Origin of the sequence: Kibdelosporangium philippinense (assembly GCF_021390435.2) — a bacterium.
Lineage (GTDB): Bacteria > Actinomycetota > Actinomycetes > Mycobacteriales > Pseudonocardiaceae > Kibdelosporangium > Kibdelosporangium philippinense.
Genome location: NZ_JAJVCN010000004.1, coordinates 833,901 through 857,485 on the forward strand (window position 1 = coordinate 833,901; position 23,585 = coordinate 857,485).

At 64.6% G+C, this 23,585-nt stretch carries 26 protein-coding genes and 1 riboswitch; of the genes, 8 read left to right on the forward strand and 18 right to left on the reverse strand.

Annotated elements, in window-relative coordinates:
• Positions 1 to 22: 22 nt before the first annotated feature.
• Genes LWC34_RS46650 through LWC34_RS46660 form a run of 3 tightly spaced genes read right to left on the reverse strand, consistent with a single transcriptional unit; the run spans position 23 to position 3,275 of the window.
• Positions 23 to 1,501: a flavin-containing monooxygenase gene (locus LWC34_RS46650; RefSeq protein ID WP_233731780.1), complete on the reverse strand. Its 1,479-nt coding sequence runs from the start codon at positions 1,499 to 1,501 to the stop codon at positions 23 to 25.
• Positions 1,498 to 2,343 carry an SDR family oxidoreductase gene (locus LWC34_RS46655; RefSeq protein WP_233731782.1) on the reverse strand — a complete coding sequence of 282 codons (846 nt, stop codon included), beginning with the start codon at positions 2,341 to 2,343 and terminating at the stop codon, positions 1,498 to 1,500. The genes LWC34_RS46650 and LWC34_RS46655 overlap by 4 nt, the downstream gene beginning before the upstream one ends.
• Positions 2,340 to 3,275 carry a patatin-like phospholipase family protein gene (locus LWC34_RS46660; protein ID WP_233731785.1) on the reverse strand — a complete coding sequence of 312 codons (936 nt, stop codon included), beginning with the start codon at positions 3,273 to 3,275 and terminating at the stop codon, positions 2,340 to 2,342. Before LWC34_RS46660 ends, LWC34_RS46655 begins: the two co-directional genes overlap by 4 nt.
• A 49-nt stretch (positions 3,276 to 3,324) precedes the next feature.
• Between LWC34_RS46660 and LWC34_RS46665 the strand changes: the two genes are divergently transcribed.
• Complete coding sequence (locus LWC34_RS46665) at positions 3,325 to 3,960, forward strand: TetR/AcrR family transcriptional regulator (protein WP_233731787.1); 636 nt, start codon at positions 3,325 to 3,327, stop codon at positions 3,958 to 3,960.
• Here the strand turns inward: LWC34_RS46665 and LWC34_RS46670 are convergent.
• Positions 3,929 to 5,041: an RNA ligase RtcB family protein gene (locus LWC34_RS46670; protein ID WP_233731789.1), complete on the reverse strand. Its 1,113-nt coding sequence runs from the start codon at positions 5,039 to 5,041 to the stop codon at positions 3,929 to 3,931. The genes LWC34_RS46665 and LWC34_RS46670 overlap by 32 nt on opposite strands.
• A gap of 192 nt (positions 5,042 to 5,233) precedes the next feature.
• On the opposite strand from LWC34_RS46670, the gene LWC34_RS46675 reads away from it, so the two are divergent.
• On the forward strand, positions 5,234 to 6,193 hold the full coding sequence (locus tag LWC34_RS46675) for an alpha/beta fold hydrolase (RefSeq protein WP_233731791.1): 960 nt from the start codon (positions 5,234 to 5,236) through the stop codon (positions 6,191 to 6,193).
• Here LWC34_RS46675 and LWC34_RS46680 read toward each other — a convergent pair.
• Together LWC34_RS46680 and LWC34_RS46685 are read right to left on the reverse strand one after the other, a co-directional pair.
• Positions 6,130 to 7,179: a glycoside hydrolase family 113 protein gene (locus tag LWC34_RS46680; protein ID WP_233731792.1), complete on the reverse strand. Its 1,050-nt coding sequence runs from the start codon at positions 7,177 to 7,179 to the stop codon at positions 6,130 to 6,132. The genes LWC34_RS46675 and LWC34_RS46680 overlap by 64 nt on opposite strands.
• A gap of 55 nt (positions 7,180 to 7,234) precedes the next feature.
• On the reverse strand, positions 7,235 to 7,678 hold the full coding sequence (locus tag LWC34_RS46685; RefSeq protein ID WP_233731794.1) for a nuclear transport factor 2 family protein: 444 nt from the start codon (positions 7,676 to 7,678) through the stop codon (positions 7,235 to 7,237).
• Positions 7,679 to 7,806: 128 nt separating this feature from the next.
• Between LWC34_RS46685 and LWC34_RS46690 the strand changes: the two genes are divergently transcribed.
• The gene (locus LWC34_RS46690) at positions 7,807 to 8,538 is read left to right on the forward strand and encodes a helix-turn-helix transcriptional regulator (protein WP_233731795.1); all 732 of its coding nucleotides are present in this window, start codon (positions 7,807 to 7,809) and stop codon (positions 8,536 to 8,538) included.
• Between the two features lie 47 nt (positions 8,539 to 8,585).
• On the opposite strand, the gene LWC34_RS46695 is transcribed toward LWC34_RS46690, so the two are convergent.
• The 10 genes from LWC34_RS46695 to LWC34_RS46740 all read right to left on the reverse strand — a co-directional run bounded on the left by LWC34_RS46695 (position 8,586) and on the right by LWC34_RS46740 (position 16,613).
• On the reverse strand, positions 8,586 to 8,807 hold the full coding sequence (locus tag LWC34_RS46695) for a hypothetical protein (RefSeq protein WP_233731796.1): 222 nt from the start codon (positions 8,805 to 8,807) through the stop codon (positions 8,586 to 8,588).
• A complete protein-coding gene (locus LWC34_RS46700) occupies positions 8,808 to 9,635 on the reverse strand; it encodes a siderophore-interacting protein (RefSeq protein WP_233731798.1) in 828 nt (275 codons plus the stop codon).
• Between the two features lie 14 nt (positions 9,636 to 9,649).
• Positions 9,650 to 9,964, reverse strand: a complete 315-nt coding sequence (locus LWC34_RS46705) for a DMT family transporter (RefSeq protein ID WP_233731808.1) — start codon at positions 9,962 to 9,964, stop codon at positions 9,650 to 9,652.
• Between the two features lie 35 nt (positions 9,965 to 9,999).
• Positions 10,000 to 10,065: riboswitch (guanidine-III (ykkC-III) riboswitch) on the reverse strand.
• Positions 10,066 to 10,093: 28 nt separating this feature from the next.
• On the reverse strand, positions 10,094 to 10,651 hold the full coding sequence (locus tag LWC34_RS46710; protein WP_233731810.1) for a hypothetical protein: 558 nt from the start codon (positions 10,649 to 10,651) through the stop codon (positions 10,094 to 10,096).
• Positions 10,609 to 11,088: a redoxin domain-containing protein gene (locus tag LWC34_RS46715; RefSeq protein ID WP_233731812.1), complete on the reverse strand. Its 480-nt coding sequence runs from the start codon at positions 11,086 to 11,088 to the stop codon at positions 10,609 to 10,611. The genes LWC34_RS46710 and LWC34_RS46715 overlap by 43 nt, the downstream gene beginning before the upstream one ends.
• 236 nt (positions 11,089 to 11,324) lie before the next feature.
• Positions 11,325 to 12,668 (reverse strand): IS701 family transposase, encoded by a 1,344-nt coding sequence (locus LWC34_RS46720; RefSeq protein WP_443667751.1) that lies wholly within the window; start codon positions 12,666 to 12,668, stop codon positions 11,325 to 11,327.
• A gap of 130 nt (positions 12,669 to 12,798) precedes the next feature.
• A complete protein-coding gene (locus tag LWC34_RS46725; RefSeq protein WP_233731814.1) occupies positions 12,799 to 13,071 on the reverse strand; it encodes a hypothetical protein in 273 nt (90 codons plus the stop codon).
• Positions 13,072 to 13,087: 16 nt separating this feature from the next.
• Positions 13,088 to 13,495: a transposase domain-containing protein gene (locus LWC34_RS46730; protein ID WP_284051942.1), complete on the reverse strand. Its 408-nt coding sequence runs from the start codon at positions 13,493 to 13,495 to the stop codon at positions 13,088 to 13,090.
• 6 nt (positions 13,496 to 13,501) lie between these two features.
• The gene (locus LWC34_RS46735) at positions 13,502 to 14,332 is read right to left on the reverse strand and encodes a transposase family protein (RefSeq protein ID WP_233722715.1); all 831 of its coding nucleotides are present in this window, start codon (positions 14,330 to 14,332) and stop codon (positions 13,502 to 13,504) included.
• Positions 14,333 to 15,581: 1,249 nt separating this feature from the next.
• Positions 15,582 to 16,613, reverse strand: a complete 1,032-nt coding sequence (locus tag LWC34_RS46740; protein WP_233725474.1) for an IS110 family RNA-guided transposase — start codon at positions 16,611 to 16,613, stop codon at positions 15,582 to 15,584.
• Between the two features lie 299 nt (positions 16,614 to 16,912).
• On the opposite strand from LWC34_RS46740, the gene LWC34_RS46745 reads away from it, so the two are divergent.
• Positions 16,913 to 18,010: an AI-2E family transporter gene (locus LWC34_RS46745; protein WP_233731816.1), complete on the forward strand. Its 1,098-nt coding sequence runs from the start codon at positions 16,913 to 16,915 to the stop codon at positions 18,008 to 18,010.
• Between the two features lie 49 nt (positions 18,011 to 18,059).
• On the opposite strand, the gene LWC34_RS46750 is transcribed toward LWC34_RS46745, so the two are convergent.
• Complete coding sequence (locus LWC34_RS46750) at positions 18,060 to 18,725, reverse strand: TetR/AcrR family transcriptional regulator (protein WP_233731818.1); 666 nt, start codon at positions 18,723 to 18,725, stop codon at positions 18,060 to 18,062.
• A gap of 111 nt (positions 18,726 to 18,836) precedes the next feature.
• Between LWC34_RS46750 and LWC34_RS46755 the strand changes: the two genes are divergently transcribed.
• The 3 genes from LWC34_RS46755 to LWC34_RS46765 all read left to right on the forward strand — a co-directional run bounded on the left by LWC34_RS46755 (position 18,837) and on the right by LWC34_RS46765 (position 20,321).
• A complete protein-coding gene (locus LWC34_RS46755) occupies positions 18,837 to 19,217 on the forward strand; it encodes a hypothetical protein (protein WP_233731820.1) in 381 nt (126 codons plus the stop codon).
• Between the two features lie 188 nt (positions 19,218 to 19,405).
• Positions 19,406 to 20,047 carry an MBL fold metallo-hydrolase gene (locus LWC34_RS46760; protein WP_233731822.1) on the forward strand — a complete coding sequence of 214 codons (642 nt, stop codon included), beginning with the start codon at positions 19,406 to 19,408 and terminating at the stop codon, positions 20,045 to 20,047.
• Positions 19,953 to 20,321: a hypothetical protein gene (locus LWC34_RS46765; protein WP_233731824.1), complete on the forward strand. Its 369-nt coding sequence runs from the start codon at positions 19,953 to 19,955 to the stop codon at positions 20,319 to 20,321. Before LWC34_RS46760 ends, LWC34_RS46765 begins: the two co-directional genes overlap by 95 nt.
• Before the next feature lie 57 nt (positions 20,322 to 20,378).
• On the opposite strand, the gene LWC34_RS46770 is transcribed toward LWC34_RS46765, so the two are convergent.
• Positions 20,379 to 21,047 carry a GntR family transcriptional regulator gene (locus tag LWC34_RS46770; RefSeq protein WP_233731825.1) on the reverse strand — a complete coding sequence of 223 codons (669 nt, stop codon included), beginning with the start codon at positions 21,045 to 21,047 and terminating at the stop codon, positions 20,379 to 20,381.
• Between the two features lie 105 nt (positions 21,048 to 21,152).
• On the opposite strand from LWC34_RS46770, the gene LWC34_RS46775 reads away from it, so the two are divergent.
• The gene (locus tag LWC34_RS46775; RefSeq protein ID WP_233731826.1) at positions 21,153 to 23,492 is read left to right on the forward strand and encodes a helix-turn-helix transcriptional regulator; all 2,340 of its coding nucleotides are present in this window, start codon (positions 21,153 to 21,155) and stop codon (positions 23,490 to 23,492) included.
• Positions 23,493 to 23,585 lie beyond the last annotated feature (93 nt).

Below are 23,585 nucleotides of genomic sequence, written 5' to 3' on the forward strand. Positions count from 1 at the left end.
CACGACGATTACCCCGCGCGCTTCATCGGGTCAGGGTGTAGTCGGCGATGGGGAAGCTGCCCGCTTCACGCAAGGCGCTGACGGTCGACGATGGCCGGAGCAATGTGGCTTCGCCGTGCGGGTTGAAGTAGTAGCTGTTCGCCGTGGCGCAGTGGCCAAGCACGAATACCGAGTCGCCGAGCTTCTCTGTCATCCGGGTGAGGAACGCGTCGTTGGCTGACTGGGTGACTTCGAAGTCCGTCGCGCCGCGCTTGTGCATCGCGGTGAACAGGCGGTCGATGTGCCGCATCTGGGTTTCTATGGTGGTGAAGTAGGACAGTCCCGAGTACGAATATGGGCTGTTGAGGGAGATGAAGTTGGGGAACTTCGGAATCGTCACGCCCTCGTAGGCTTGGAACCTGTTGTCGCGCCACCATTTTCCGAGGTCACGGCCTTCTTTGCCGATGATCTCGAACGCGGGGAAGTTCGCGTCCCACAGGTCGAAGCCGGTCGCGAGGACCAGGACGTCGATATCTCTGCGCTGGCCGTCGGTTGTGACGATTCCGGTTGGGTCGATCTTGGCGATCGAGGTCGTCTCCAGGGTGACATGCGGGCGGGTGAACGCGCGGTAGTAGGTATTCGAAAATGTCGGGCGTTTGCAGCCGAACGAGTAGTCCGGCGTCAGTTTCCGGCGCAGTTCAGGGTCACGGACCTGGCGGCGCAGGTGGGCGCGGCACCACAGCTCGCCGACCCGGTTGGCCGCACGGAGCTGCTTGTAGTGCAGTACGCCGGACACCATCAGCAACTCGAGGATGGCGCTTCCGGTGAACCGGGCGAGACGTTGAGTCAGCGGGACAGTTGCGAAAGCGCGCCGCAAAGCGGGTGGCACGGGGAAATCCAGCTTTGGGCTGACCCAGATTGGGGTTCGCTGGTAGACGGTTAGTTCGGCCGCTACTTTCGAAAGTTCTGGGATTAGTTGAACTGCGGTGGCTCCTGTGCCGATCACGGCGACACGCTTGCCCGCGAGGTCGTAACCGTCATCCCAGGCAGCGGTGTGGATGACCTTGCCTTCGAATGTGTCGACTCCCGCAATGTTCGGCATCTTCGGCTGGGACAGGAAGCCGGTTGCGGTGAGCAGGTACTTCGCGGTGACGGGCATGCCGTCGCGCAGCGATACGACCCAGTGGTCGGTGTCCCACACCGCGCCCGTCACCACGGTGTTGAACCGCATGTATTTGCGTAGGCCGTACTTGTCGGCGACGTGGGAGGCGTAGCGCTTGAGTTCCTGGCCGGGCGCGAACAGGCGGGACCAGTTCGGGTTCGGTTCGAACGAGTACGAATACGTGGCCGACGGGATGTCGACGGCCAGGCCGGGGTAGTGGTTGACGTGCCACGTCCCGCCGAGGTCCGACTCACGTTCGAGAATCAACAGGTTGTCGAAGCCGAGCCGGGTGAGCTGGATCGCCGCACCCATACCGCCGAACCCCGCGCCGACGACGACGGCGTCGTACTGCGTGCTCATGCTTCCTCCCGGTTGGCGTGCTGGTTGAGGCGGGCTCGGTAATCCGCCCGTGAAGGAGTGTCGGGTCGCAGCGCGCGGTCGCCTCGGACGAGCTTGCGCACGGCGTTGAGCGCGGGTTCAGGCAGAAGGTTGGAAAGGGTCGCAAGGCCGCCGACATAGCCAGGAACAGCGACTTCAGCGGCACGCGTCCGCACGGTGTCCACCACGGCACCCGCGATACGTTCCGGTTTGACCTTGGGAATGGGACGCATGTCCAATCCGGACGACAGTGCAGTGTCCACTGCGGAGGGAAGCACCGCGGTCACGCTGATGCCGTTCTTCGCGTACTCAAGGCGGGTTGCGGCGGTGAGGCCGACAACGGCGAACTTGCTGGCGTTGTAGATCGCCAGCCCTGGTACGGGGAACTTTCCGGCGAGGGACGCGACGTTGACGATGTGCCCCCGGCCGCGTTCCAGCATTCCCGGCAGGGCCAGGCGCATGCCGTGGATCACGCCAAACAGGTTGATGTCCATGGTCGCTCGGTTGATCTCGTCGGACAGGTCGTGAAAAGCGCCGTTGGGCATGATTCCGGCGTTGTTCACCAGAACTGTCAAAGGGCCGTTGGCTTCGGTGGCTTCGGCGAGGAACGTTGCGAAGGAGACGGGGTCGGTCACGTCGAGATGGTGCGCGGTGCCGCCGATCTCTGTTGCGGCGCGCTTGGCGGACGTGACGTCAATGTCGCCAATGGACACACGGGTGCCCTTGGCGGCCATGAGTTGGGCCGTCATACGGCCGATGCCCTGACCGGCGCCAGTGATCGCCACGTGCGCGCCGGACAGGTTGATCACCGGATATCGAGTCATGCCTTCACTCCCTGTCGCTCAAATGCCTGAGCCACGGTCACGGCCGCGGTCGACAACGCGGTGCTGAGCACGTGTTCGCGGCGCCGTGCGTCCATGAAGTTCGCGCCCATCGCATCGAGGTCCTCCGGCCCGGGCTCGATGCGCACCACCCGGATACCGGCTGCTCGCAGCATTCGTGCCTCGCTGTCCACGCGTCTGGTCATCGCTGTCCTCAGTAGACGTTCCACACGGGACAGACCGCTCGCAGGGGCGCCGCCTTCGCTTGACATTGGGGCGATGATGACGACCTCGTCGAGCCCGCGCCCGAGAAGCAGGTCGGCCGAGGTCGTGGACACCGTGCCGCCGTCGAGGAAACGCTGTCCGCCTACAACAACCGGCGGGAACCAGCCTGGAATTGCCCAGGAGGCAGCGATCGCCTCGCCAAGCCGTGCCTCAGGCGCGCCTGGAGAGCCGAACGCGACGCGATGCCCGGCCAAATCCGTGGCGATGCACCAAGTCGCTGGATGAGGAACCCAGCCATCTGGCGCCAAGGCGGCACCGAGGTCACGCAACCACGTCGCGTCTCCACGTCCCTGGGGCAGCAGACCGGCGAGACCGGCGAGCCGGTCCACTTCGCCACGGCGTGCTGCCCGCGTCAGCCCAACTGCTGGCCAGCGTGGCGACGGGACCGGAGGGAACCGTCCGGGCGAGCGGCCCACATGCGCCGCGACCAGGGGATTGGCGTCCGAAGAGCCGGTGAGTGCGCCGAGGATCGCGGCGCTGGAGATGCCCGCGCCCAGCATGGCCACCGCTTCCGCCCCGGCGGAGGTCCCGACCAGGACGTCAGCGGTCCGCGGGTCCGTCGGCAGCGCGTCGAGGATCGCGGCGGTCCAGGCGAAGCCCAGCGTGCCGCCACATCCGACCACCACAGCCCGTGCGGAACGGTGTGTCATTTTCAGAACGATATGTCATTCCTGAGTCCACGGCAATAGGATGGGAGCCATGACGACGGAGACGACGCCGGTCAGCCGGGCCGAACGGAAGAAGCAGGAACTACGCCGCGAGATCATCGAGGCCGCGTTCGACTGCTTCGCCGAACGCGGCTACCACGCCACCGGCATCGCCGACATCGCCGCCCGCCTTGGCATGGGCCACGGCACCTTCTACCGGTACTTCCAGAACAAGCGGGACATCGTCGACCACGTCATCACCGACCTCGTCGAAACCGTGGTCGCCGCGCTCGCCGCCGAAAACGCGCCAGAAGCGGTCAACAGCCTGGCTGAATACCGCGTGCAGAGCGCACGGATCGGCGACGCGCTCGGCGTGATCTTCGGCAACGACCCCCGGATGGCCCGGTTCCTGCTGCTCGAAGCCGCGGGCATCGACGCCGAAATGCGCGAACGCGTCCTGGACTTCTACGAGACGGCAGCCCAGTTGACCGCCGCGTACCTGTACCACGGCGTCAACCTGGGCTACCTGCACGCGGACCTCGACGTCGACGCGACCGCGCGAGCCATCAACGGGATGGTCATCGCGGGGGTCCTCACGTCATTGCGCGACCCGGGCCCAGGGGTTCAAGCCCGGATGAGCGCCGCGATCCGTCGCGTCATGTACGACGGGATCGCCGCTCGCGCTTAGCCGCGTCGGGCGTCTTGTAGGTGACCAGGGGAAGTGTAGTGGCCACGGGCGTGGCCAGCTTGTGCTCGACGAGGTCGCCGATCACTTGCTCGATGCGCTTGTAGGCAGTCGGCGCCTCTTCGAACAGGAGCTGACGGTCGCCGCACACCACGTAAGACCCCACTGGCGTCTTACGTAACTGTTCGACCGTGTGCTTGACCTTGCCGCGCCGAAGAGCGTCGGCACGCGACATCTTCCGGCCGGCGCCGTGGGCCACCGAGTAGTTGGCCTCCGCTCCGGCGTGTGCGGCCACGAGGTACGAATGGGTGCCGCGAGTGCCAGCGATCAGCACGTCACGGCCGTCACCAGGCGCCACTCCCTTGCGGTGTAAGTAGATACCGTCACGGATCTCCACCAGGTTGTGGCATTCGTCCACGATCGGCTCGGTAGGTTCGGCTCCCAGGGCAAGGGCGACCCTGGCCGCCATCAACCGCCGGTTGAGCGATCCCCAACGCACGGCGTTGTCGTGCGCCGCAAGGTATGCGGGTGGGTCTGCGGCTGGACCGGCACCGTGGACTTCGGTGTGGGCGCGCAGGATCCGTTCGCCGAGCCCACGTGATCCACTGTGGACGATCAGGACCAGGTCCTTGGCGGCAAGTCCGAGCCGGGAGGCGTGGTCCGGCTCGAACACGGTGTCGATCCGGGCCAGCTCGACGAAGTGGTTGCCTCGGCCCAACGTGCCAAGTCCTTCGGTGTGGCCGCCGGGAATGTCAGTGTCGACAAAGGACCAAGCGGGGTCGTTGGGGTCCGGTTCGCTGTCGAGATCTGGGAACCGCGCGGCCAGCCGTTCAGGGATGGCGCGCTTGAGCTTGATGGGGAAAACAGCGATACCGCAACCGATGTCGGAGCCCACGAGGAATGGATACAGCACGCTCGATGCCATGGCGGCGCCGATGGGCGCGCCCTTGCCGGGGTGCAGATCCGGCATGGCGGCGACGTGCAGCATGCCGTCGAGGGCGGCCACTTGGTGGCACTGCGCGACGGCATCGGACTCGATCCAACTCGTCGGCGAAGCGAACACGGTAACGGTGGACTGCTTCACAGGCTGGGTAGACAAAGACGCTCACTTCAGGGAAAGGGGATGGCATGAGGCCACTGATCACTGGGATCTGTCCGTCAGAACGTCATGCGCACACGATCTCGCAGCCCATCGCGGGAAGCAACCGATTTTCGGGTTGCCAGGCGTCAACAGCCTGTCCACAAAAGAGCAACGCGGCCGTCATAGGTTCGGCTTATGCCGAACGTATCCAGACGCACGCTGATCCGTGGCACAAGCGCAGGTGCCCTATCGCTTGGTCTAGGCGCCGCCAACGCTCCGGTGGCTGCCGCTGACCTGCCGAAACTTCCAGCAGGCTTTGTGAGCCGGTTCGTGGATACGGGTGCGTTGCGTCAGCACGTGGTCGTCGGCGGCGACGGCCCGCCGTTGCTTCTGGTGCACGGCTGGCCGCAGACCTTGTACGCCTGGCGCCTGACAATGCCCGCGCTGGCCAAGAAGTTCCGTGTCATCGCCGTCGACCAGCGGGGCATGGGCCTGACCAGCAAGCCGAAAACCGGCTACGACACCGGAACTCTTGCCAACGACATGGTCGCGCTGATGGACGCCCTTGGCCACCAGCGCTTTGCCATGGTCGGGCATGACACCGGGATGTCGATCGGCTATGCCGTGGCCACCGATCACCCGGACCGTCTTGATCGCCTCGTCGTTGCCGAGGCGATCATCCCCGGTTTGACTGAATCACCGCCATTGTTGTTGCCCAGCAAGGCAAACGAGCGGCTGTCACATTTCGGCTTCAACCGGCTTCCCGCCGAGGTGAACGAAAGGCTTGTCCGTGGCAGGGAAGATGTCTACTTTGGAGCGAAGTTCGCCGGGTCAGCCGTGCGGAAACTGCCCGATTACGCCGTCAGGTACTACATCAGGACGCTCGCGCGTGATCCTGAGGCGCTGCGCGGAAGTTTCGAGTGGTACCGCGCGCTTGACGAGACGATCGCGCAGAACGAGCGGCGCAAAACCCGGCTGCTGACGTTGCCCGTCCTGGCGGTCGGGGGAGCGGGCAGCGCCGGTGAAGGTGTTGCGAACACAATGAAACTCGGCGCGTCCGATGTCCATAGTGTAGTGGTTCCGAACTGTGGTCACTGGGTTCCCGAAGAGGCTCCTGTTGAGCTGGTGGCCGCGTTGACGGCTTTCCTGTTGTAGTCCGCGATGGCGGCGAACGCGGCCTTTGGCTCCCAAGGCATGTCGGGATAGGTCGTGCCGTGTTCGCCGTCAAGCATCTTGACGATGCTGGGACTGGCCATGTCGAGCTCATCGAAGAAGCCGTCGAGGGCGAACAGAAACACAAAGGTGCTGTCCACGCCGCCGTCATTGAACGTTTCCAGTAGCTCGCGGATGTATCTGGCCTGGCCAGCTTCGTCGCGGACGTACTCGCCGTTCAGCCGGGCTGGCTGGCCGTTGTCGTATTCGACGATCTCCATGAAGCGGGCGCCCGCGTCACCCGCGCCACGGTAGGCGCCGCTGCCGAACTCCGTGATCGCGACCGGTTTCCCTTGCGCGACAATGTTTCGGACGCCGTCAGCGAACTGGTCGGCGACCTCGGCCGATCGGTAGAGGTCCACGCTCACGATGTCCAAAAGCGACCAGTCCACACGCTCCAGTGGTATGGCCGCGTATGTGACTCTGCCGCCGAATCGTTCCCGCACAAGCGGAACTGCCTTGCCAAGGAACTCGTTCACGCGCGCGCTGATCTCGCTGACCCGCTCGGCCAGACGGTCCCGCTCGGTCAACAGCGCTTCGAGCCGATCTTCCTGCGTGTCGCCGGGCAGGAATCCCTTGTTCATCAACGTCAACTCGGCTCCGGCGACGAACACGACCTCCGCGCCTTGCTCTCGGAGCTGTTCCGCGCGCTCGGCGCAATCGGTGAACAGCGCCAGCATCTCGTCGGCGGTCAGTTCAAGCGGGTAGGGCGAGAACCAGACCTCTAAGCCCAGGTCAGCGGCAATTTTGGCGGCCTGCTCCAGTCGCTCGGCGTTGCCGCCGGTGATCCGCACGGCGGTGCAGCGCAGGTCGTCGCGGATGATGCCGAGCTCGCGTTTGACCAGGTCAAGGTCGAAATTCTGGCGAGAGATCGTCCCGTCGCGGACGAATCCCGTGTCATAGGTGATTGCCGTGTGCTCGCATGGCACCACGCTAGGAGAAAATATGCGTGCACGCAAGTTTGCGTGCACGCAGGTAGTGTGTTCACTCCCAGGCTGGCAGGTCGTCGTTGAACGCCTGCATCACCGCGTAGCTGTCCAGGTAGTCGCGCCAGTGCGTCACCTTCCCGTCGGTCACGGTGATCACCGACACGAAACGGTTGGTGTACGGGCGATTCGTCTCCACCACGTGCCCCTGCACCGAGTACTCCAGCACCACCACCGAGGCCTCGCGGTCGTAATGCACGGCCAGGTCACCCGCGCTTTCCAGCTGCATCGTGTCCCCGTAGGGCCGATAGAGCTCGGCAAGCGCGTCGCGGCCTTCGACCCGTCGCGGGTAGCTCGGCACGGTCACCACGAATTCGGTGACGATGTCGTCGGCAAGCAGGTCAAAGAACTGCTCGCCATCGACCTTGCCCTTCAGTCCCTCCTTGATCACATCGAAGAACGGCTCCAACGCCTTGAAGTCATCGAGGTTCGCCACGGTCATTTTCGGCTCCTGTTCATGGGATTTGCCCTGACTGGCGCCACGGTATGACGAAACCAGGACAGCTTCTGTCCTGGTAAGGACGACCCGGGTCGGATTCGATGCCGTAACCGAGATCACGCAACTTCGCGATGTCACGCCTTGACGACGAGGAAGCGCTCGCCGTCGCTGTTGCCTTGCGGGAAGCCGCATTGAGCGGGGTGCTCGGCGGGGATCAGGCCGCGCTGTCCGCATTGCTGAAGTTGCAACGCCTCTTGCCTCCGCGGCTCGCGGACCGGTTGGCTGGATTGAACGCGGCCGTCGAGCACACCCCGCGAATCGGTGAATCCGTTGTCTCTTCAGCGGTTCTGCTTGAACTGGCCTCCGCGTGCCGTCGTGGCGAGCGGCTTCGAATGTCCTATCGGGACATGAACGCGCGGGAGACGATCCGGGAGATCGATCCGTATCGCTTGGTGCGTACCAGTCATCGGTGGTACGTCGTCGCCATGGATGTCGCGAAAGGACAGTGGCGGACCTTCCGCGCGGACCGGGTGATCGACGCGCGTACGACCGGACACGCGGTGCATCTGGTGGATCCGCCGGACGCCGCGCGTCTCGTCGCCGAGATGCTGGTCAGCGATTACCCGCTCTACACCACCATTCGCCTGCCTGTCCCGGTTGACCAGGCGAAACGGATCGTCCCACCAGGACGCGGCGTGCACGAACCCGCTGCCGACTGCTCCACTTTGGTCACCATCGGTGGTGTGGACGCCGACGACCTGGCCACGTATCTGATCAGCCGGGCAACGACGCTGCAGGTGATCTCCCCGGACGAGGTGCGGGAGGCGCTACATCGCCGACTGCGCGAGATCCTCGGTCAGTAGCCGGGGCCCACTTTGGCCACTTTGTCCGGTCGCGCGTCGGCAGCCAGCTACGCCAGCGTGCATGCGGCCGAATGTCCCACGACGAAAGGCTTTTCCGATGCCGCGTCGACCGCGGTGAGCACAGTGGACACCTGGTCGTCGAGGGTGGTCGACGCCTGCGCGGGAAGGGCGATCGGCACCGGGTGGTGGCCGAGTTCCTCCAGCACAGGCACGACGTCATCCCACGCGGATTCGTCCAGCCACAGCGCGCGGAACAGGAGGACGTCCACTCAGGCGCCCTGTTCCGCCTCGACCTGCTGGTTCCACTCGCGCTTGCTGGACTGCCAGCCATCCTCGTCCATGCCCCGGCGCCAGTAGCCCGAGATGGACAGCTGGGACATCGGGATTTCCCGTTCGACGCGCAGGTAGCGGCGCAGCTCCTTGACGAAGTTCGCCTCGCCGTGGACGAACGCCTGCACCCGGCCTGCCGGGAACTCGACCGCGCGCACCGCCGTCACCAGGTGCTCGCCGACAGGCTGGCCTTCGCGGTACAGCCACTTGACGTCGGCGTCGGCTGGCGTCTCCAGCTTCTGCACCTCGTCGGCGTCTTCAACCTCGATGAACACCTTGGCACGCGCGCCGGACGGCATGTTCTCCAACGCGGACGCGATGGCCGGCAGGGCGCTTTCGTCACCGGCAAGAAGGTGCCAGTCAGCATCGGCATCCGGCGCGTAGCCACCGCCGGGACCCATGAACCGGACGAGATCGCCAGGCTTGGCCTGCGTTGCCCACGGACCAGCGATCCCGGCGTCGCCGTGCACCACGAAATCGACCCAGATCTCCGGAGTCTCCGCGACCCAGCGACGGATCGTGTACGTCCGAATGACCGGCCAAGCCTCCGCGGGCATCGTCTCGCGGATGACGCCGACGTCGAACGGCTCGGGATAGCTCACGCCCAGCGGCGGAAAGAGAATCTTGATGTAGTGATCCGTGTATTCGCCGACAGTCAGCTCGGCAATGTCCTCACCGCCCAAAACCACCCGCACCATGTGCGGCGTGAGCTGCTCCACGCGGGAGACCACACCTGTCCTCGCCTTGCGGCCGCGACGTTCTGCCATGACTACAACCTACGTCAGTGCAAGACCTTGAGCCCGACGACGCCCGCGACGATAAGCACGAGACAAGTGATCCGTCCGGCCGACGCCGGGTCACCCATCGCAACCATGCCGTACACAGCGGTGCCGACGGCGCCGATGCCGACCCACACGGCGTACCCCGTGCCAATTGGGACTGTTCGCAATGCGTACCCAAGGCCAAGCATGCTGATCACAAGCGCGGCAACGAAGATGATGGTAGGCAAAGGTTTCGTCAGCCCGCGAGACGCGCTGAGGGCAGCGGCCCAGACGGTCTCGAACAGTCCGGAAACCAGAAGAGCGATCCACCCCATGATGACGACCTCCGCAGCAATGTAGCTCCAACATCACTGCGTCGTCTTTGCTTGACCGGGTACGACGCGCTCGTCCGGGTTCTGTCTCGAAGATAGCACGCATTCGTTGTGCCGCACCGGTGTTTCCGGTCACCTGAAGGTGAGGGCGTATGCCTCGACACCGGGCGTGAGTTTGAGGTCCAGCACCGCGTGCTTCGCAGTGTCCGAATCGACCAGGGTGTACAGGGTTGGCGCGCCGGACACTTGGATCGTCTTGCCTTCACTGGTGACCGCTCCCGTGCCACCGACGACGAGGTGGACCTTCCTGGCCTGGTAGTCCAGTTTCAGCTCGGCACCGTCGCCTGCGACGAGCCTTTCGGCTCCAGCTGTCCATGTCCCTGCCAGGGCGAACTCGTTCTGCCTTGTGGCTTTCGGGAACTGGTAGTTCGTGGGTTGGTCGGGAATCAGTTGTGTTTCAGCGTTCCGGTAGCCGAGGTAGAGCTCTGGGGTCTGGGCTCCGGTCGGTGTCTTGTCGGGGACGTCTGTTGGAGCGGGCAACTTGGCGATGGGGTTGGCTTCCAGGAGGAGCTGACGGATCTGCTGCTGGGTTTGGGCGTAATCACCTTCACCGAACTGGGTGTGCCGGATCTGGCCAAATGCGTCGATCAGGTACTCGGCGGCCAGTACCGGTTCTTGTACGCCTTCCATGTGGCGTAGTCATTGTCGATCGCTACCGGGTACCGCATGCCGGGGGCTCGCGCCTGGTCGGTGACGTTGCTGATGTCGTGCTCGAAGGCGAATTCCGGGGTGTGCACACCGATGACGATGAGTCCCGAGTCCCTGTAGGTCTGTTCCCGGGCTTGGATGTGCGGCAGTGCGCGTTGGCAATTGATGCAGCTGTAGGTCCAGAAGTTGATGAGGACGACTTTGCCCCGCAGGTCGGCGATGCTCAGCTTGGGGGTGTTGAGCCATGCCGTGATGCCAGTCAGTTCAGGCGCGGCTGTCAGCTCTTTCAATTGCTGTGGCGCGCCGGGAAGTTCGATCGCTTTTTGGAGAGCGGCTGTGTAGTCGGGGACCGTGAGCTGCAGGCCGTCCGTGAGGTTGAGACTGATGGCCAGGGCTACTACGAGCAATGGGATGCCCACGCCGATGGCGAAGGCTGCGGTGAGTAAAAGGGGTCGAGGCCGATTTGGCCGGACGCTCCGAGAACCGTGATCGTCGCTAGGACTGGGCCTGCGCACGGGACGTACAAGACGCCTAGAGCGAGGCCGGTGAGGAAGCCGTTTCCGCTGGGCTTTTTCCCGCGGATACGGATGAATGGGCGTTCCAGCAGCTCGCCGATTCGGCGGGAGATCAGGCCTAGTACGGCAGCAGCCATTCGTTAGCTGACCTGGGTGATCTTGATGTCGCGGGCGAGTCTGGCGCGTTTGTGGAACCAGCGTGATCGTGCTTGATGCCTGCGGCGCCAGTTCACCCAGTGGGTTGCGTGTCCAGGTGGTCGGGGTGTGGTGGTGCCGGCGATCAGATGCTTGATTTCGGGGATGGTGAGCGGGATCAGGCCGGGATCAGCGGGTGGGAGCTGGTCGGGGTGTAGGGGTTCGGGGGCTTGACTGTCGGTGCGGTCGCGGAGCAGTGCGGCGGTGACCGCGCAGACCGCAAGAGCGGCGCATACAAGCACGGCGTGTCGGGCGATCGCGGTGTAGAGCCTGACCTGAGCCTGGTCCAGGCCGAAACAGTCTTTGCCGAACTCGAATCCTTCCTCGACAGGCCAACGCAGCCCGGCGGCGCGGATCAGCCGGGTCTTGGTGAGCAGTGCGCTTTCGGGCACGTAGCAGTAGTGGAAGGCCAACTCGCCGGTGCGCAGGTGTTTGCGGATGAGGAGGTAGTGGCGGGCCGAGTTGGTGGCGATCCAGGCCCAGGCATACCACCGGTCGCCTTTGGAGCCCTTGCCGGCCGAGCGGATTTCCCACTGTCGCTCGCGTTTCAGCAATGTCTTCGTGGCCTGGTCGCAGGACAGCTCCATGCCGCTGGACAGGATGATCCGGAAGTTCTTCTGAACCCGCAGCACATAGGCTTGCTTGTCGGCCTCGAAGTGGGCCCGCAACTCGGTGCAGCTGCCGTAAACCTCGTCCCCGCAGTAGAAATCAGGCCGGAACCCGTCCGCGGCCACCGTCGTGCAGATGTCGATGGCCAACTGTCCTTTGGTGCGGAACGTCAGATCCAGGGGAAGCGCCGAGCGCAGCGACGTCACCGGGTCGCTGATGTGCTCTTCGGGAATCCACTGTTGGAACCCGATCAACGCATGCCCGACACCTTCGCGCACATAGGACAGGTGCACCGTGTTGATCCCGTTCTCCACCCGACCCGCGCAGCCCAGATGCTGCCGTTTGACACCCGCGGTGGCTTCACCTTTCTTCTGCTGCCCCGTCTCATCCAGCGCCCCGATCACCAACTTCCCGCGCCGGCGCCCGCCCTTGCGGGCCGCTTCCTCCAACCCGGACACCGCGAACCGCCGGATCTGCGCCATCGCCTCGGCCTCGTCCCACACCGCCCGGTTCAGCAGCCGCTGCGTCCGATCCGGTGTCCGGTCCCCGACATACTCAGCGATGGTCCAGCCGTTCCGTTTCGGCAGCTCGCTTGTCACCGCCCGCACGTACTTACGCGCCTGCACGAACGGCTCGATCCGCCGAAAACACGAACGCAGCCGTTCGGACAGCTCACCCAGTTTCCGCCCAGCCAACCGAGCACCTATCCTGGCAGCCGCAGCCGCCTGCGATCCTGTAGTTCTCACAAACACATGATCAACAGGCGGCTGCCCCATGTCGCCACCGGCCCCAGCTACACATCCCCACAGGTCACAACCCGAATGGCTGCTGCCGTACTAGGCTGAGCAGGACCAGGACGACGATTCCCGCGGTGCGTAACAGGGCATTGGGCAAGTTCAGCGAGTTGAGCAAGATCGCGCCGAACAGTGTGGTCAAGCCGAAGCTGAGGACCAGTCCAGCGACGATCCGGTACGGCTTTCGGGTTCCCGCACTGGTCAGAACGACGGGAAGGACGGGAAGGACGCAGGGAGAGATGCTCGTGACGATGCCAGCGAGCAGTCCAGCGACTACCAGCGTGACCACGCGTTCCTCCCGATCGTCACCTGTTCAACTGGTGATGACTTTGCCGTGGGTTGATGGGTGTGTCAAAGTCACCTTGGTTGTTGGTGGCGGGGAGATCGAGCACGGTTCCGTCGAGGCTTATCAGTCGCCAATCACGCAGCCACGCGCCCCGGGTGGCAGGCTGCGCACGGGGGACCTCGACCCGTTCGAACAGTATCTGCAATGGGTCTTCTCCCGGCCGGGCTCGAGCTTTGGTGAGCGCGCCGCTGGTGGGGACATGCCACTTGTCCGTCCAGCTGCCGAAATATCGCAGTCCCTGGACGAGTTTGCGCATGACTTCCTCGTGGCTCTCGCCGCTGAACAAACACAGCGCGAGTACGAAATATATGGTGACACGACCTGGTAGCAGCCGTGTCCGTTGCCCTTCGCAGTGAGGTGATCTCAGCGACTTTCACGCGATCTTGCCGTGTTCGAAATGCGTGAGGACAAGGGCGGCTTTGACGATGTCGCCGATCTTGCTGGGGCTGGCGGTGAGATGCCGCAGGCTGCGCCAGCGTCCGGTGAGTAGGGCGAAACCACGTTCGCCCAGACACCGTAGGCCACGCAGCAGAGCGTTGCGTGTGCGGGTGTCCACGTCGAGGACCTGGCCATCGGCAGGCTGTTTGACCGGGGTGTGCACGCCGATGCCGGCACCGTCGTAGCCGCCATCGGCCAGCGTCGGCAGATCAAGGTGCGAGGCGGCCCAGTACAGCGCACCCAGCACATGCTCGCGCGCCACGGTCAAGTCATGGAGTGAACCGGGCTCGACATCCGAGACCCACCACGGAAAACCGTCCGGCGCGCACAGCGCTTGGATGTTGCCGCCGTGCTCGCGGGCTTTGCCGGAGTACCACAGGTCGATCGGCTCGCCTTTCACGCTCAACGTTTTCTCGCTACAGCGATCGGCGGAGAAGACCTTTCCATCGAGGATCACGTAGGCCGTGCCCTCATCCTTGGCCCGCTGCAGGGCCTCATGCAGGTCCGGCGCCTGCTCGGCGAGCACGATGACGACCTCATCCAAGTAGCGGTAGCCGGTGGCGCGGGAGATGCCGTGATCGCGAGCCAGGGCGGGGACGTCGGTGTTCTGCCGGAACCAGCGCAGGCCCAGCACCGCGTGGCGAAAGCAGGTCAACGCCCTGCTGTTCTTGCGGGTGCCGCGTCGGCGGCGTTCGGCGTGCAGCAGCCGGCTGAGGTAGAGGGCCAGTTCACGCGGGACATCGAGCATGGCACGATACGCAATCACGGGGAGCCTTCTGGTCCGGACTTGATCTTCGCAATCCAGTTCTACCAAGGGCTCCCCGCCCATCTTTCCCCGGGTCTCACCACTCCCCAGTACATCGACCAGCGCTCGTCCGAGCAGCTTCGCGGCTCAACAAACGAACCAGAATCTTGGTGAGATTACCTCAGTCAGTGGCCATCAGTACTTCATCGACCAGATCTCGATGGAACAGGCGCGTCAGAATGCCGATCCCGATGGAATCGACCACTCGATACCGACTGTCATCAATCACGCCATCCACGCCGACGGACACTATTCGTCATCGCCATCCACGCCAGATCTTCCCTAGTAAGAACATTCTCACCAGAACAACCCGTCGTCTATCCGCAACCCTAAAAACAATCAACTCCCCACCAAACCTTAAGTCAGTGGCATTGCCGCGCGGGGCGATGCCACTGACTTAAGTATTCTGGCTGGTCGCAAGCGGCGCAGGGTCGATTGTCGGTGGCGTTGATGTCCACAATGGACGTTTGATCGTCGCATGAGTCTCACTTGCCCCGTGCGTCACTCCTGTTACCCGGGTTGGTGCCGTGAAGGTCACCTTCGCGGCGTCCAACGCGCCAAAGGTTCCCCTCGTGGATCGTGGCGGGCGTGAATGAAGGCCACTGTGGACAGTCCCGTCCATTGGTGGCGCGGGTACGCGGTGCTTGCGGGTCGGGCCACTCGCGTTCCGCACCTCTCAAGATCAACCTCGCGCCCCACGCCCGCAGGCCACCTCTGAGGTGCGAGAACGCCCTTAAAATAAGTCAGCGGCATTGCCGCGCTGGGTTCCCGTGTCATCTATGAAGGAGCGGGGCCGGTCAAGTCCGGGGGATTGTTTTTCTGGGTTTTTCTGGCGATCGCGGGCAGGGAGGTCCGCGGTGTGGGGGTCAATGACTGGCCCGGAGGGCCACCCCTTCCGCAGGAAGGGGCGTGGTCTTGACGCCGATACCGTCGGAGATGTCACGCTATTCAAGCCAGGAAAATTGTGTGGTGTGGTCCCCTTTTTTCGTGGTGGGTTCGTGTGAGGTGTGTGGTCGCGTTCGCCGGTGCCCGGAAATAGTCCGGGTGACAAAGACCAACCCTCGGGGGCTGGTTGTCGGTCATCTATCCGCTGGGTGTGTGCATGGTGAGGTGCGACCGTGGCCAGGCGGGATCAATCAAATCGACGACCACGCCACCCCGGGGGTGGGGGTCAGACACGGGCCGATCCGCGCCTGGTCACGACCAGTCCTCATCCGGCCTGCCGCGGGTGCAGGGCGCGGATGTGTCCGTCCCGCAGGCCATAAAACACCAGCGTGAGCAGGCGGCGGGCGACCGCGACGGTCGCGATGTTGCGGCCCCGCCGCTCCTGGATCCCCTCCCGGGTGGCCACCAGCCAGCCTGTGCCGGCGGGGACTTTCTGGGCGGCTTCGACCACCGCCCAGCGCACCAGCCGAGAGCCCTGTTTGGTGATCCGGCCCCGGCGCACGCTCCGGTCCGATTCGTGGTGTTTCGGGGTCAGCCCGGCCCAGGAACACAACTGCCGCGGCGAGCGAAACCGGGTGATGTCACCGATCTCGGCGATCAGGACCGCGGCCAGGATCGGGCCGACACCGGGGATCTGTTGCAGCACCAGGTATCCCGGATCAGCCGCGACGTGGCGGGTGATCAGACTGGTGACCACGGCGATCTCGAAACCCAACGCCTCGATCAACCGGCACTGACTGTTCACCCTCGCCCGGAACGGCGGATCCAACGGCGCTTCGGCCAGCAGGGCCCGGCCCCGGACCCCGAACACATCACTGACCGGCAGCCGGACGCCCTGCTTGGCCAGCACCGCGTGCACCCCGGCTTTCACCCCGGTCCGCAGGTTGACCAGTTTCGCGCGGTGACGCACCAGCTCCCGCAGGCCACGCACCCGCGGTGGCGCGATCCAGCCCTCAGCCAACCGGCCCCGCCACAACACCTCGGCCAGATCCGCCGCGTCGCGCCAATCGGTCTTCACCCGCCGCGTGGTCCAGCCCTTGATCCCCAGCGGATGCGCCAAATGCACCCGCGCACCCGCCTCGGCCAGCGCGTCCGCGGCCCAATACCAGCCATACGTGGCCTCCAGCACCACCTCCGGGCACCGTCCGGCCTTGCCGATCTCGGCCATCAACGTCATTGGGTCGTTGTCGATCCGCACCGCGTCCAGTCGCTCACCAGCGGCGTTCAACCGCACGATCACCGACCGATGCCGATGTAAATCGATCCCGACGTACTGTTGTCCGTCATACTCAGACACCAGGGGCCTCCCTTGCGTGAGATTTAAGGCAAACCCGAGTGTCCGCTCGGAACCCACCAGGAGCGAGGCCCCGCTCCTTCATCACATCAAATCGAGTCGCGGTGACCACCGAAACGCTGGAACAGGAACAAAGCCACAGCAACAACGCTGGAACAGGAACACGGCCACAGCGACCCAGCTGGAAACCGAAGCCAAACCATGAAGGGCACACACCAGAAGCGAAGCAGAGCCGCAACAACACCGGCCCCACCACCGCGTCCTTCCCTCCTCACCGGCCCCTGGATGTCTAAAGTGACCGAATGCGCGTCACGCTGAACGCCACCAAGACCCGGACCGCGTTGCGTATCTCGGCACGCGTCTCCTTGGACATACTGCTGGTCCTGCTGATGACGGCGGCAGGACTCTGGATCCTTGGCTGGATGTGGCCGGTGATCTGGCCACTGGTCATAGGCCTCCTACTCGCCACGCTCACCTGGCCGATGACCCGCTTCCTCCGACGCCACGGATGGCGACCTGCCCTGGCCGCGTCAACCGTCACGGTCACGTTCCTGCTCGGCTCAATGGGCACGATCGCCCTGATCGCAGTCCCGGTCGCGGCTCAGGCTGACGAGCTGACCCAAGGCGTGATCGATGGCATCACGCGACTCCGTGAATGGGCGGCCGGGCCACCGTTGAACATCAGCAACGATCAGGTGAGCGCGGCCCTCGACACCGCGGTCGCCCGCGTGCAGAACAGCATCGGCGACATTCTCTCCGCCACTGTCACGGGCGTGGGCGCGGTGGCGAACGGTCTGATCACGGCAGTGCTGGCGTTGTTCCTGATGTTCTTCTTCCTCAAGGACGGCCCGAGGTTTCTGCCGTGGCTGACGAGGCAACTGCCCGGCCGTCTTGCTGACGACGTCCCGACTGTGGCGTCGCGTTGCTGGGAGACGCTCGCATCCTTCGTACGGTCGCAGGCGTTCGTTGGTCTGCTGGACGCCGTGTTCATCGGGCTTGGGCTCTGGATTGTCGGCGTGCCGTTGGTACTTCCCTTGTCTGTGCTGACGTTCGTCGCGGCCTTCGTACCCATTGTTGGTGCGTTGTTCGCGGGTTTTGTCGCTGTTCTCATCGCGTTGGTGTCTAACGGGCCGACGGATGCGCTGATCGTGCTCGCCATCATCGTCGTTGTGCAGCAACTCGAAGGGAACGTGTTCCAGCCGATGTTGCAGAGCCGCAGCCTTGGCCTGCACGCGGCCGTCGTGCTGTTGGCGGTCACACTCGGCGGCACGTTGGCGGGCATCACTGGCAGCTTGGTCGCGGTTCCACTCGCCGCCATGATCGGCGTGGTGTGGAGCTACATCCGTGAGCAGCTGAGCGACCCGGAACCTGAGCCAGCTACCACCACGGACGCTGCCTAGGCCTTGCGGCGGCTGGATTTGTCCGCTGCGAAGGTTCTCGGTTGTCCGCCTAGTTGCGAATGGTCAGCAGGCCGGTGATCAGAACTCGTACATCTCGGCTGAACGTCTGCGCGAAGTCGACGTGTGAGGAGGTCAGCCGGGGGTCGTCGATCGCCTCGCGAACCGCGGGGCCGGGATTCGCGAACGGCCACAGCCCAACGATCACGACGACCGAAGTGTTGACGAGCTCAATGGCGGCCTCCGAGTCGAGGCCGGGCACACGCGAGGCGATCATCTCGGCGAGGCGGAGCAGTTGCTGGCGGTTGCCGAGCTTGAACTCGCGAATCACCGCGGGCGAGACGTTACGTTCCAGCACCGCGGCGAGCACGCTCCACAGCTCGCACAACATCGGGCGCTCGGCCAGCGAAGTCGCCCACACGTCGGCGACCTGGCTCACCACGTCGGGGTGAGACGGCGGCGGCAGCCGGTCCTCCAGCTCGTCGAGCCATTCCTGCCGGGCTCGCTGCAGCAACTCCAGAAACACGGCCTCGCGGGTTTCGTAGTACCGCACGATCCCGGACTTCGAGCCGCCGAGCCGCCGGGCGATCTCGCGCAGGCTGATGTCCTGCGCGGGCCGCTCGGCCAGCAGCTCCTGCGCCGCGTCGAGGATCGCCTTGCGGCGCAGGAGCTGCTGTTCCGGCCGTCGGGCCCGCTGAAAAGGGAATATCTCGTCCACCACATTCAGGATAACAGTCCACTGGACTCTTGTTACGAGTCCGGTGGACTGTTAACGTGAAATATGAGTCCACTGGACGCATAAGGAGTTTCAACGCTGAGAGGAGTTCTCATGTCTGGCCCGTTCATCTTCATCGCCACCAACAAGGTGCTCGACCGCAAGCTCGAAGACGAGAAGAACCGCATGCCCGGCTGGGTGCGGTACATCCAGGAGCGCGAGCCGCGCACGATCGGCTTCCACGAGTACCGCAGCGCCGACGGCACCGAGGTGGAGTTCGTCCAGATTCACCCGGACACCGACTCGTTCGAGCACCACCTGCGGGTGGTCGCCGAGTCTGACATGTCCTTCAAGGATACGCTGTCCGGCACGACGAGCATCCGGATATACGGCCAGCCGTCCGAGGCGATCTTGGAAATGCTCAATCAGCAGGCCGGGGCCGGAGTTTCCGTGACGATCCTGCCCGAGCACTTCGGTGGTTTCACGCGTTCCTGAACAAGATCAAAAGGCTCATTGATGATCGTCATCAACGGGTCTTTTTGTGTTCCCGAAATCCCTGTGACACGTTCAACAGTGCTCTGAGCTGGCCTGATGTGTACGTTGTCGGCATACAGATATACAGATACCGGTATCCAGAAGACTGCGGTTCTTCAATAAGTGGACCGAGGGAAGGGAAGATCGAGATGTCCGACCAGCTGACCCGACGAGGAATACTCGCTTTTGGTGCTGCCGCAGGCTTGAGTGCGACGGCTCTTGCCGGTTCGGCGCACGCGCAGACGACCCCGAAACCGACGTTTCTGCCGTTGCCGCTGGAGTCCAAGCCGCGCCCGGTACCGCCCGAGGGCTACATCCTCGACCGCGTCGGCGACGCGATGTATGTGGTTACCGCGGGCGGGAACCAGACGCCGTTCGTCGTCACGCGGATCGGCGTGGTCCTGATCGACGCTCCGCCGAGCCTGGCCAACTTCCTGCCCGCCGCTATCCGCCGGGTTACCAACAAGCGCGTGACTCACATCATCTACAGCCACAGTCACGCCGATCACATCGCGGGCGCCGCCGCGTTCGGCAACGTGTTCCGGATCGCGCACGAGGAAACCGCGCAGACCATGCGGATCGCGCGTGACCCGAACCGGCCGATGCCGACCACGACCTTCCGCGACCGCTACCACCTGAACGTCGGCGGCGAGCGTTTCGAGCTGTCCTACCCCGGCAACAACCACGGCCGACAGTGTGCCCGGAATCCTTACCGCGCACGACCAACTGGCCAAGCTGCCCATCGAGACGTTCGTCGGCGGGCACATCCACCGGCTCGGCACCCCGCGTGACATCAAGGACTCGCGCGACTTCACCTACGACCTGTGGCACACGACGCGGCGGGCCGTCGCCGACACGAAGATCGCCGACGCCTTCGCGCAGGTCGAGCCCGGCAACCAATGGGGCGCCTTCAAGGTGTACTACCAGGCCATCGCCGACATCGTGGAACCCGAGATCATCCAGCGCTGGGGCACGAAGCTGGGCGGCGTCGACATCTGGACGCGCGACAACGCGACCACCATGGCGGTTTCCCTGCTGCTCGACGCACCCCGCAACGTCCAGTGACGCCTTACGCGCCGGGTGAACGCACAGGCACCCGCGGCGCAGGCCGACGCTGCCTGATCAGTCAGCGGAATCGCCGATGTGGCCTTGAAGGACGTCAAAAGCGCGCCTGCGATGCACCGCGAAAAGGTCGAGAGCCGTTTCGGTGTCGCGCGCACGTAGGGCGGCAACGAGCTCGCGGTGTTCATTGGGAATTGCTGACAAGTAGCCGTCGGAATTGAGGCCGACCCGCGTCAGCAGGAACAAATGGACCTGCGAACGAATCGCGTGCCACGCGTCCTGGAGGCGTTGGTGGTGTGTGGCGGCATAAACGGCGTCGTGGAACTCGATGTCGCAGCGGACCATCTCGTGTTCGTCCGAGGCCCGTTCCATCCGCCGCGCCGCGTCCGCGATGGCCGCTATGTCCTCATCCGGAGCGTGGGCGATCACCAGCCCGACAGCGAGGTGTTCCAATGCCGCACGCAGACTGTCCAATTCGGATACGTCCTGCGCGGACAGTGTTGTCACGGTTGACCCGCGGTGCCATTCGCTGCGGACAAGGCCTTCGCGTTCCAGCCGGAGTAAGGCCTCGCGCACGGGCCCGCGGCTCACGCCGAGTGCCTCGGACAGTTCCACCTCGCGCAATTGGCTTCCTGGCGGGTAGGCGCCGCCGAAAATGGCGTCCCTGATCCGGTCTGCCACTTCGTCTGCCAGCCCCCTGCGACGTGCGGGAGCGACCTTGCCAGCCATGTCACAATGTTAACAAGGTCAAATCCCTTGTGGCCGGTGGCGAAGAGAAGACAATGTGCCCATTGCCACCGTTTCGAACGCTGGCCGTCTGATTTAATCACTCAAATGCGCGACGGGGCACGAAACCAGCTCGCGAGTCGAGTCACCAGCTTTGTCGGCCGTGACGGGCTGCTGGCCGATCTGCACGACCTTTTGCGACGCTCCCGGCTGGTCACTCTCGTCGGACCGGGCGGGGTCGGCAAGTCACGTCTTGCCGCGGAACTCGACCGGCGGCACGGCGAATCCTTCGGCGCGGTAGCGGTTGTCCGGCTGGTTCAGGTGGCCGAGGCCGGCGCGGTCGAGCGGGAAATGGCCGCCGCGTTGGGAATGGTCGACCACTCCGCTCGGCCGGTGTACGAAGGTCTGGTCGAGCACCTGCGCAGCCGCGGCGAAGTGCTGGTGATCCTGGACAACTGCGAGCACCTGTGGGAAGAGGTCGGCGAGCTCGTCGGCGGCCTGATCGAGGACGTCCCCAGCGTGCGGATCCTGGCGACCAGCCGGTCCTACCTCGGTGTCGCCGGCGAGCACCTTGTGCAAGTCCCACCGCTGTCGCTGACCGCCGTAGACCACAGTGGACACTCGCCGGCGATGACGTTGCTCGTCGACCGGATGCAGGCGGCCGGTGTCGTCACGGATGTGGCCGCCGACGAATCCCTCGCCGAGCTGGTGCGCTGGTCGGCGGGTTTGCCGCTGGTCCTCGAGCTGATCGCGGTCCGGCTGGGCAGCGGCCTCGGCTCGGCGAAGATCCTCGAACGGTTGAACGGCGGTCGACTGCTCAGCGCGACCAACGCGCGGGTGAGCCGTGGCGTGCAACCGCACCACAAGACGCTGCACCACGTCCTGGACTGGTCGTGGAACCTCTGCACCGAGCAACAGCAGGTCCTGCTCACCCGGATCGCCGTGTTCGGCGGCAGTTTCGACCTCGACGCGGTGGAAGCCGTGTGCTCCGGCGGCACGATCGAGCGCGAGGAGGTGGTCGACCTGATGGGCGAACTGGTCCAGCAGTCGCTCGTGGCGGCCACATCCACCGGCCGATACCGGCAACTGCAGCCGATTCGTGAGTACGGACTGCGAAAGCTCGCTGACTCAGGCGAGGAACCGCGGATCCGTACGGCGCACTGGGCGTACTTCCGCCAATTGGCCGAAGGTGCCGCGACCGGATGGTTCAGTGCCGACGAAGTGCGGTGGCTCAACCAGATCCGGGCGGATCTGCACAATTTCCGCGCCGCGGTCAACTACTGCGCCCTCTCGCCGGAGACCGTCCCTGCCGGGCTGGAGATCCAGTTCAACCTGACCAGGGCGCGGTCGTGGTTCTTCTTCGGCATGCTCAACGACGGCACCGAACTGCTCGACCGGATGCTCGAGCTCGCGGACCTGCCGGTCGGGCCGGAACGCATCGGCGTCACCGCGTTGATGGGATTCGGCCTGTTGTGCCGTGGTGACCAGGCCGCCGCGGCCAAATGCCTTGACCTGTGCCAGGACATGGCGCGCCAGGCAGGCATCACTGACCACCCGGCGCTGACGTTCTTCGCGGGATCGCACGCGTTGTTCTTCGACGCGTCCGAGGAGTCGATCCCGGTACTCCAGCGGGCGTGCGCGCAGTTCGCCGAGGCCGGGCCCGCTTTCCGGGGCGATCACGCGATGGCCGAGCTGCTCGCGGCGATCGCGGGCGGGCTCGTCGGCACGCCTGATGACGCGCAACTGGCCGACCAATGCCTTGTCAACGCCGAAGCCAGCGGCGCGGAATGGGCGATCAGCTGGGCACTGTGGGCGAAAGGCCTCACGCCGCTGATGCACGGCGACCCCAGAACCGCGTTCGCGTTGATGAGGGAGGCGTTGTCCCGTCAGGTCACCCTGCGGGAGAAGTGGGGGACACTGTGGTCGGTCGAGGGCATGAGCTGGGCGATGGCATCCCTGGTCACGTTGCTACAGCTGGACAACGCGGCGGCAAAACGGGCGGTCGAGCTGCAGGGCGGCGCTGAGCAGCTGCAGAAGGACTGCGGTATCGCGATCGGCGGCCTTGTCCCGATGAGACGGCAGCGCGAGCAGGTCCGCAAGTCGATGCTTGGCCTGCTCGACGAGGCCGAGTACAACGCGGCCTACGAACGTGGCGCGGCGCAGGCCCGCAAGGACTCCGAGGAGTTCCTGATGGGCGTGCTGAATCTCGGCGTTCCCACGTCGGACAGCGGCAGCATCGACGGGTTGTCCAAGCGGCAGTTGGAAGTGGCGCTGCTCATCGCGGACGGCCACACCACGAAGGAGATCGCGGCCAAGCTGTACCTCTCGACAAGGACCATCGAAGGCGTGATCCAGTCGCTGTTCGGCAAACTCGGCGTCACCCGGCGGGCCGCGATCGCCGCGTGGGTTACCGTCCAGCGGTCACACTCGCCACGTAACGGGCAATAGGTCGCATATCGCCGCCGAAAATTCGGTCCGCAAGGCCGAAAATGCGGATATTCGTCTGGCGTCTGGCGGCGTACTCCGGAACGATTTCTCTCA

Excerpts from the sequence above, each read along its gene's own strand:
- LWC34_RS46650 (WP_233731780.1), bottom strand. The coding sequence starts at position 1,501 with ATGAGCACGCAGTACGACGCCGTCGTCGTCGGCGCGGGGTTCGGCGGT.
- LWC34_RS46655 (WP_233731782.1), bottom strand. The coding sequence starts at position 2,343 with ATGACTCGATATCCGGTGATCAACCTGTCCGGCGCGCACGTGGCGATC.
- LWC34_RS46660 (WP_233731785.1), bottom strand. The coding sequence starts at position 3,275 with ATGACACACCGTTCCGCACGGGCTGTGGTGGTCGGATGTGGCGGCACG.
- LWC34_RS46665 (WP_233731787.1), top strand. The coding sequence starts at position 3,325 with ATGACGACGGAGACGACGCCGGTCAGCCGGGCCGAACGGAAGAAGCAG.
- LWC34_RS46675 (WP_233731791.1), top strand. The coding sequence starts at position 5,234 with ATGCCGAACGTATCCAGACGCACGCTGATCCGTGGCACAAGCGCAGGT.
- LWC34_RS46685 (WP_233731794.1), bottom strand. The coding sequence starts at position 7,678 with ATGACCGTGGCGAACCTCGATGACTTCAAGGCGTTGGAGCCGTTCTTC.
- LWC34_RS46690 (WP_233731795.1), top strand. The coding sequence starts at position 7,807 with ATGTCACGCCTTGACGACGAGGAAGCGCTCGCCGTCGCTGTTGCCTTG.
- LWC34_RS46700 (WP_233731798.1), bottom strand. The coding sequence starts at position 9,635 with ATGGCAGAACGTCGCGGCCGCAAGGCGAGGACAGGTGTGGTCTCCCGC.
- LWC34_RS46705 (WP_233731808.1), bottom strand. The coding sequence starts at position 9,964 with ATGGGGTGGATCGCTCTTCTGGTTTCCGGACTGTTCGAGACCGTCTGG.
- LWC34_RS46710 (WP_233731810.1), bottom strand. The coding sequence starts at position 10,651 with ATGGAAGGCGTACAAGAACCGGTACTGGCCGCCGAGTACCTGATCGAC.
- LWC34_RS46745 (WP_233731816.1), top strand. The coding sequence starts at position 16,913 with ATGCGCGTCACGCTGAACGCCACCAAGACCCGGACCGCGTTGCGTATC.
- LWC34_RS46755 (WP_233731820.1), top strand. The coding sequence starts at position 18,837 with ATGTCTGGCCCGTTCATCTTCATCGCCACCAACAAGGTGCTCGACCGC.
- LWC34_RS46760 (WP_233731822.1), top strand. The coding sequence starts at position 19,406 with ATGTCCGACCAGCTGACCCGACGAGGAATACTCGCTTTTGGTGCTGCC.
- LWC34_RS46770 (WP_233731825.1), bottom strand. The coding sequence starts at position 21,047 with ATGGCTGGCAAGGTCGCTCCCGCACGTCGCAGGGGGCTGGCAGACGAA.
- LWC34_RS46775 (WP_233731826.1), top strand. The coding sequence starts at position 21,153 with ATGCGCGACGGGGCACGAAACCAGCTCGCGAGTCGAGTCACCAGCTTT.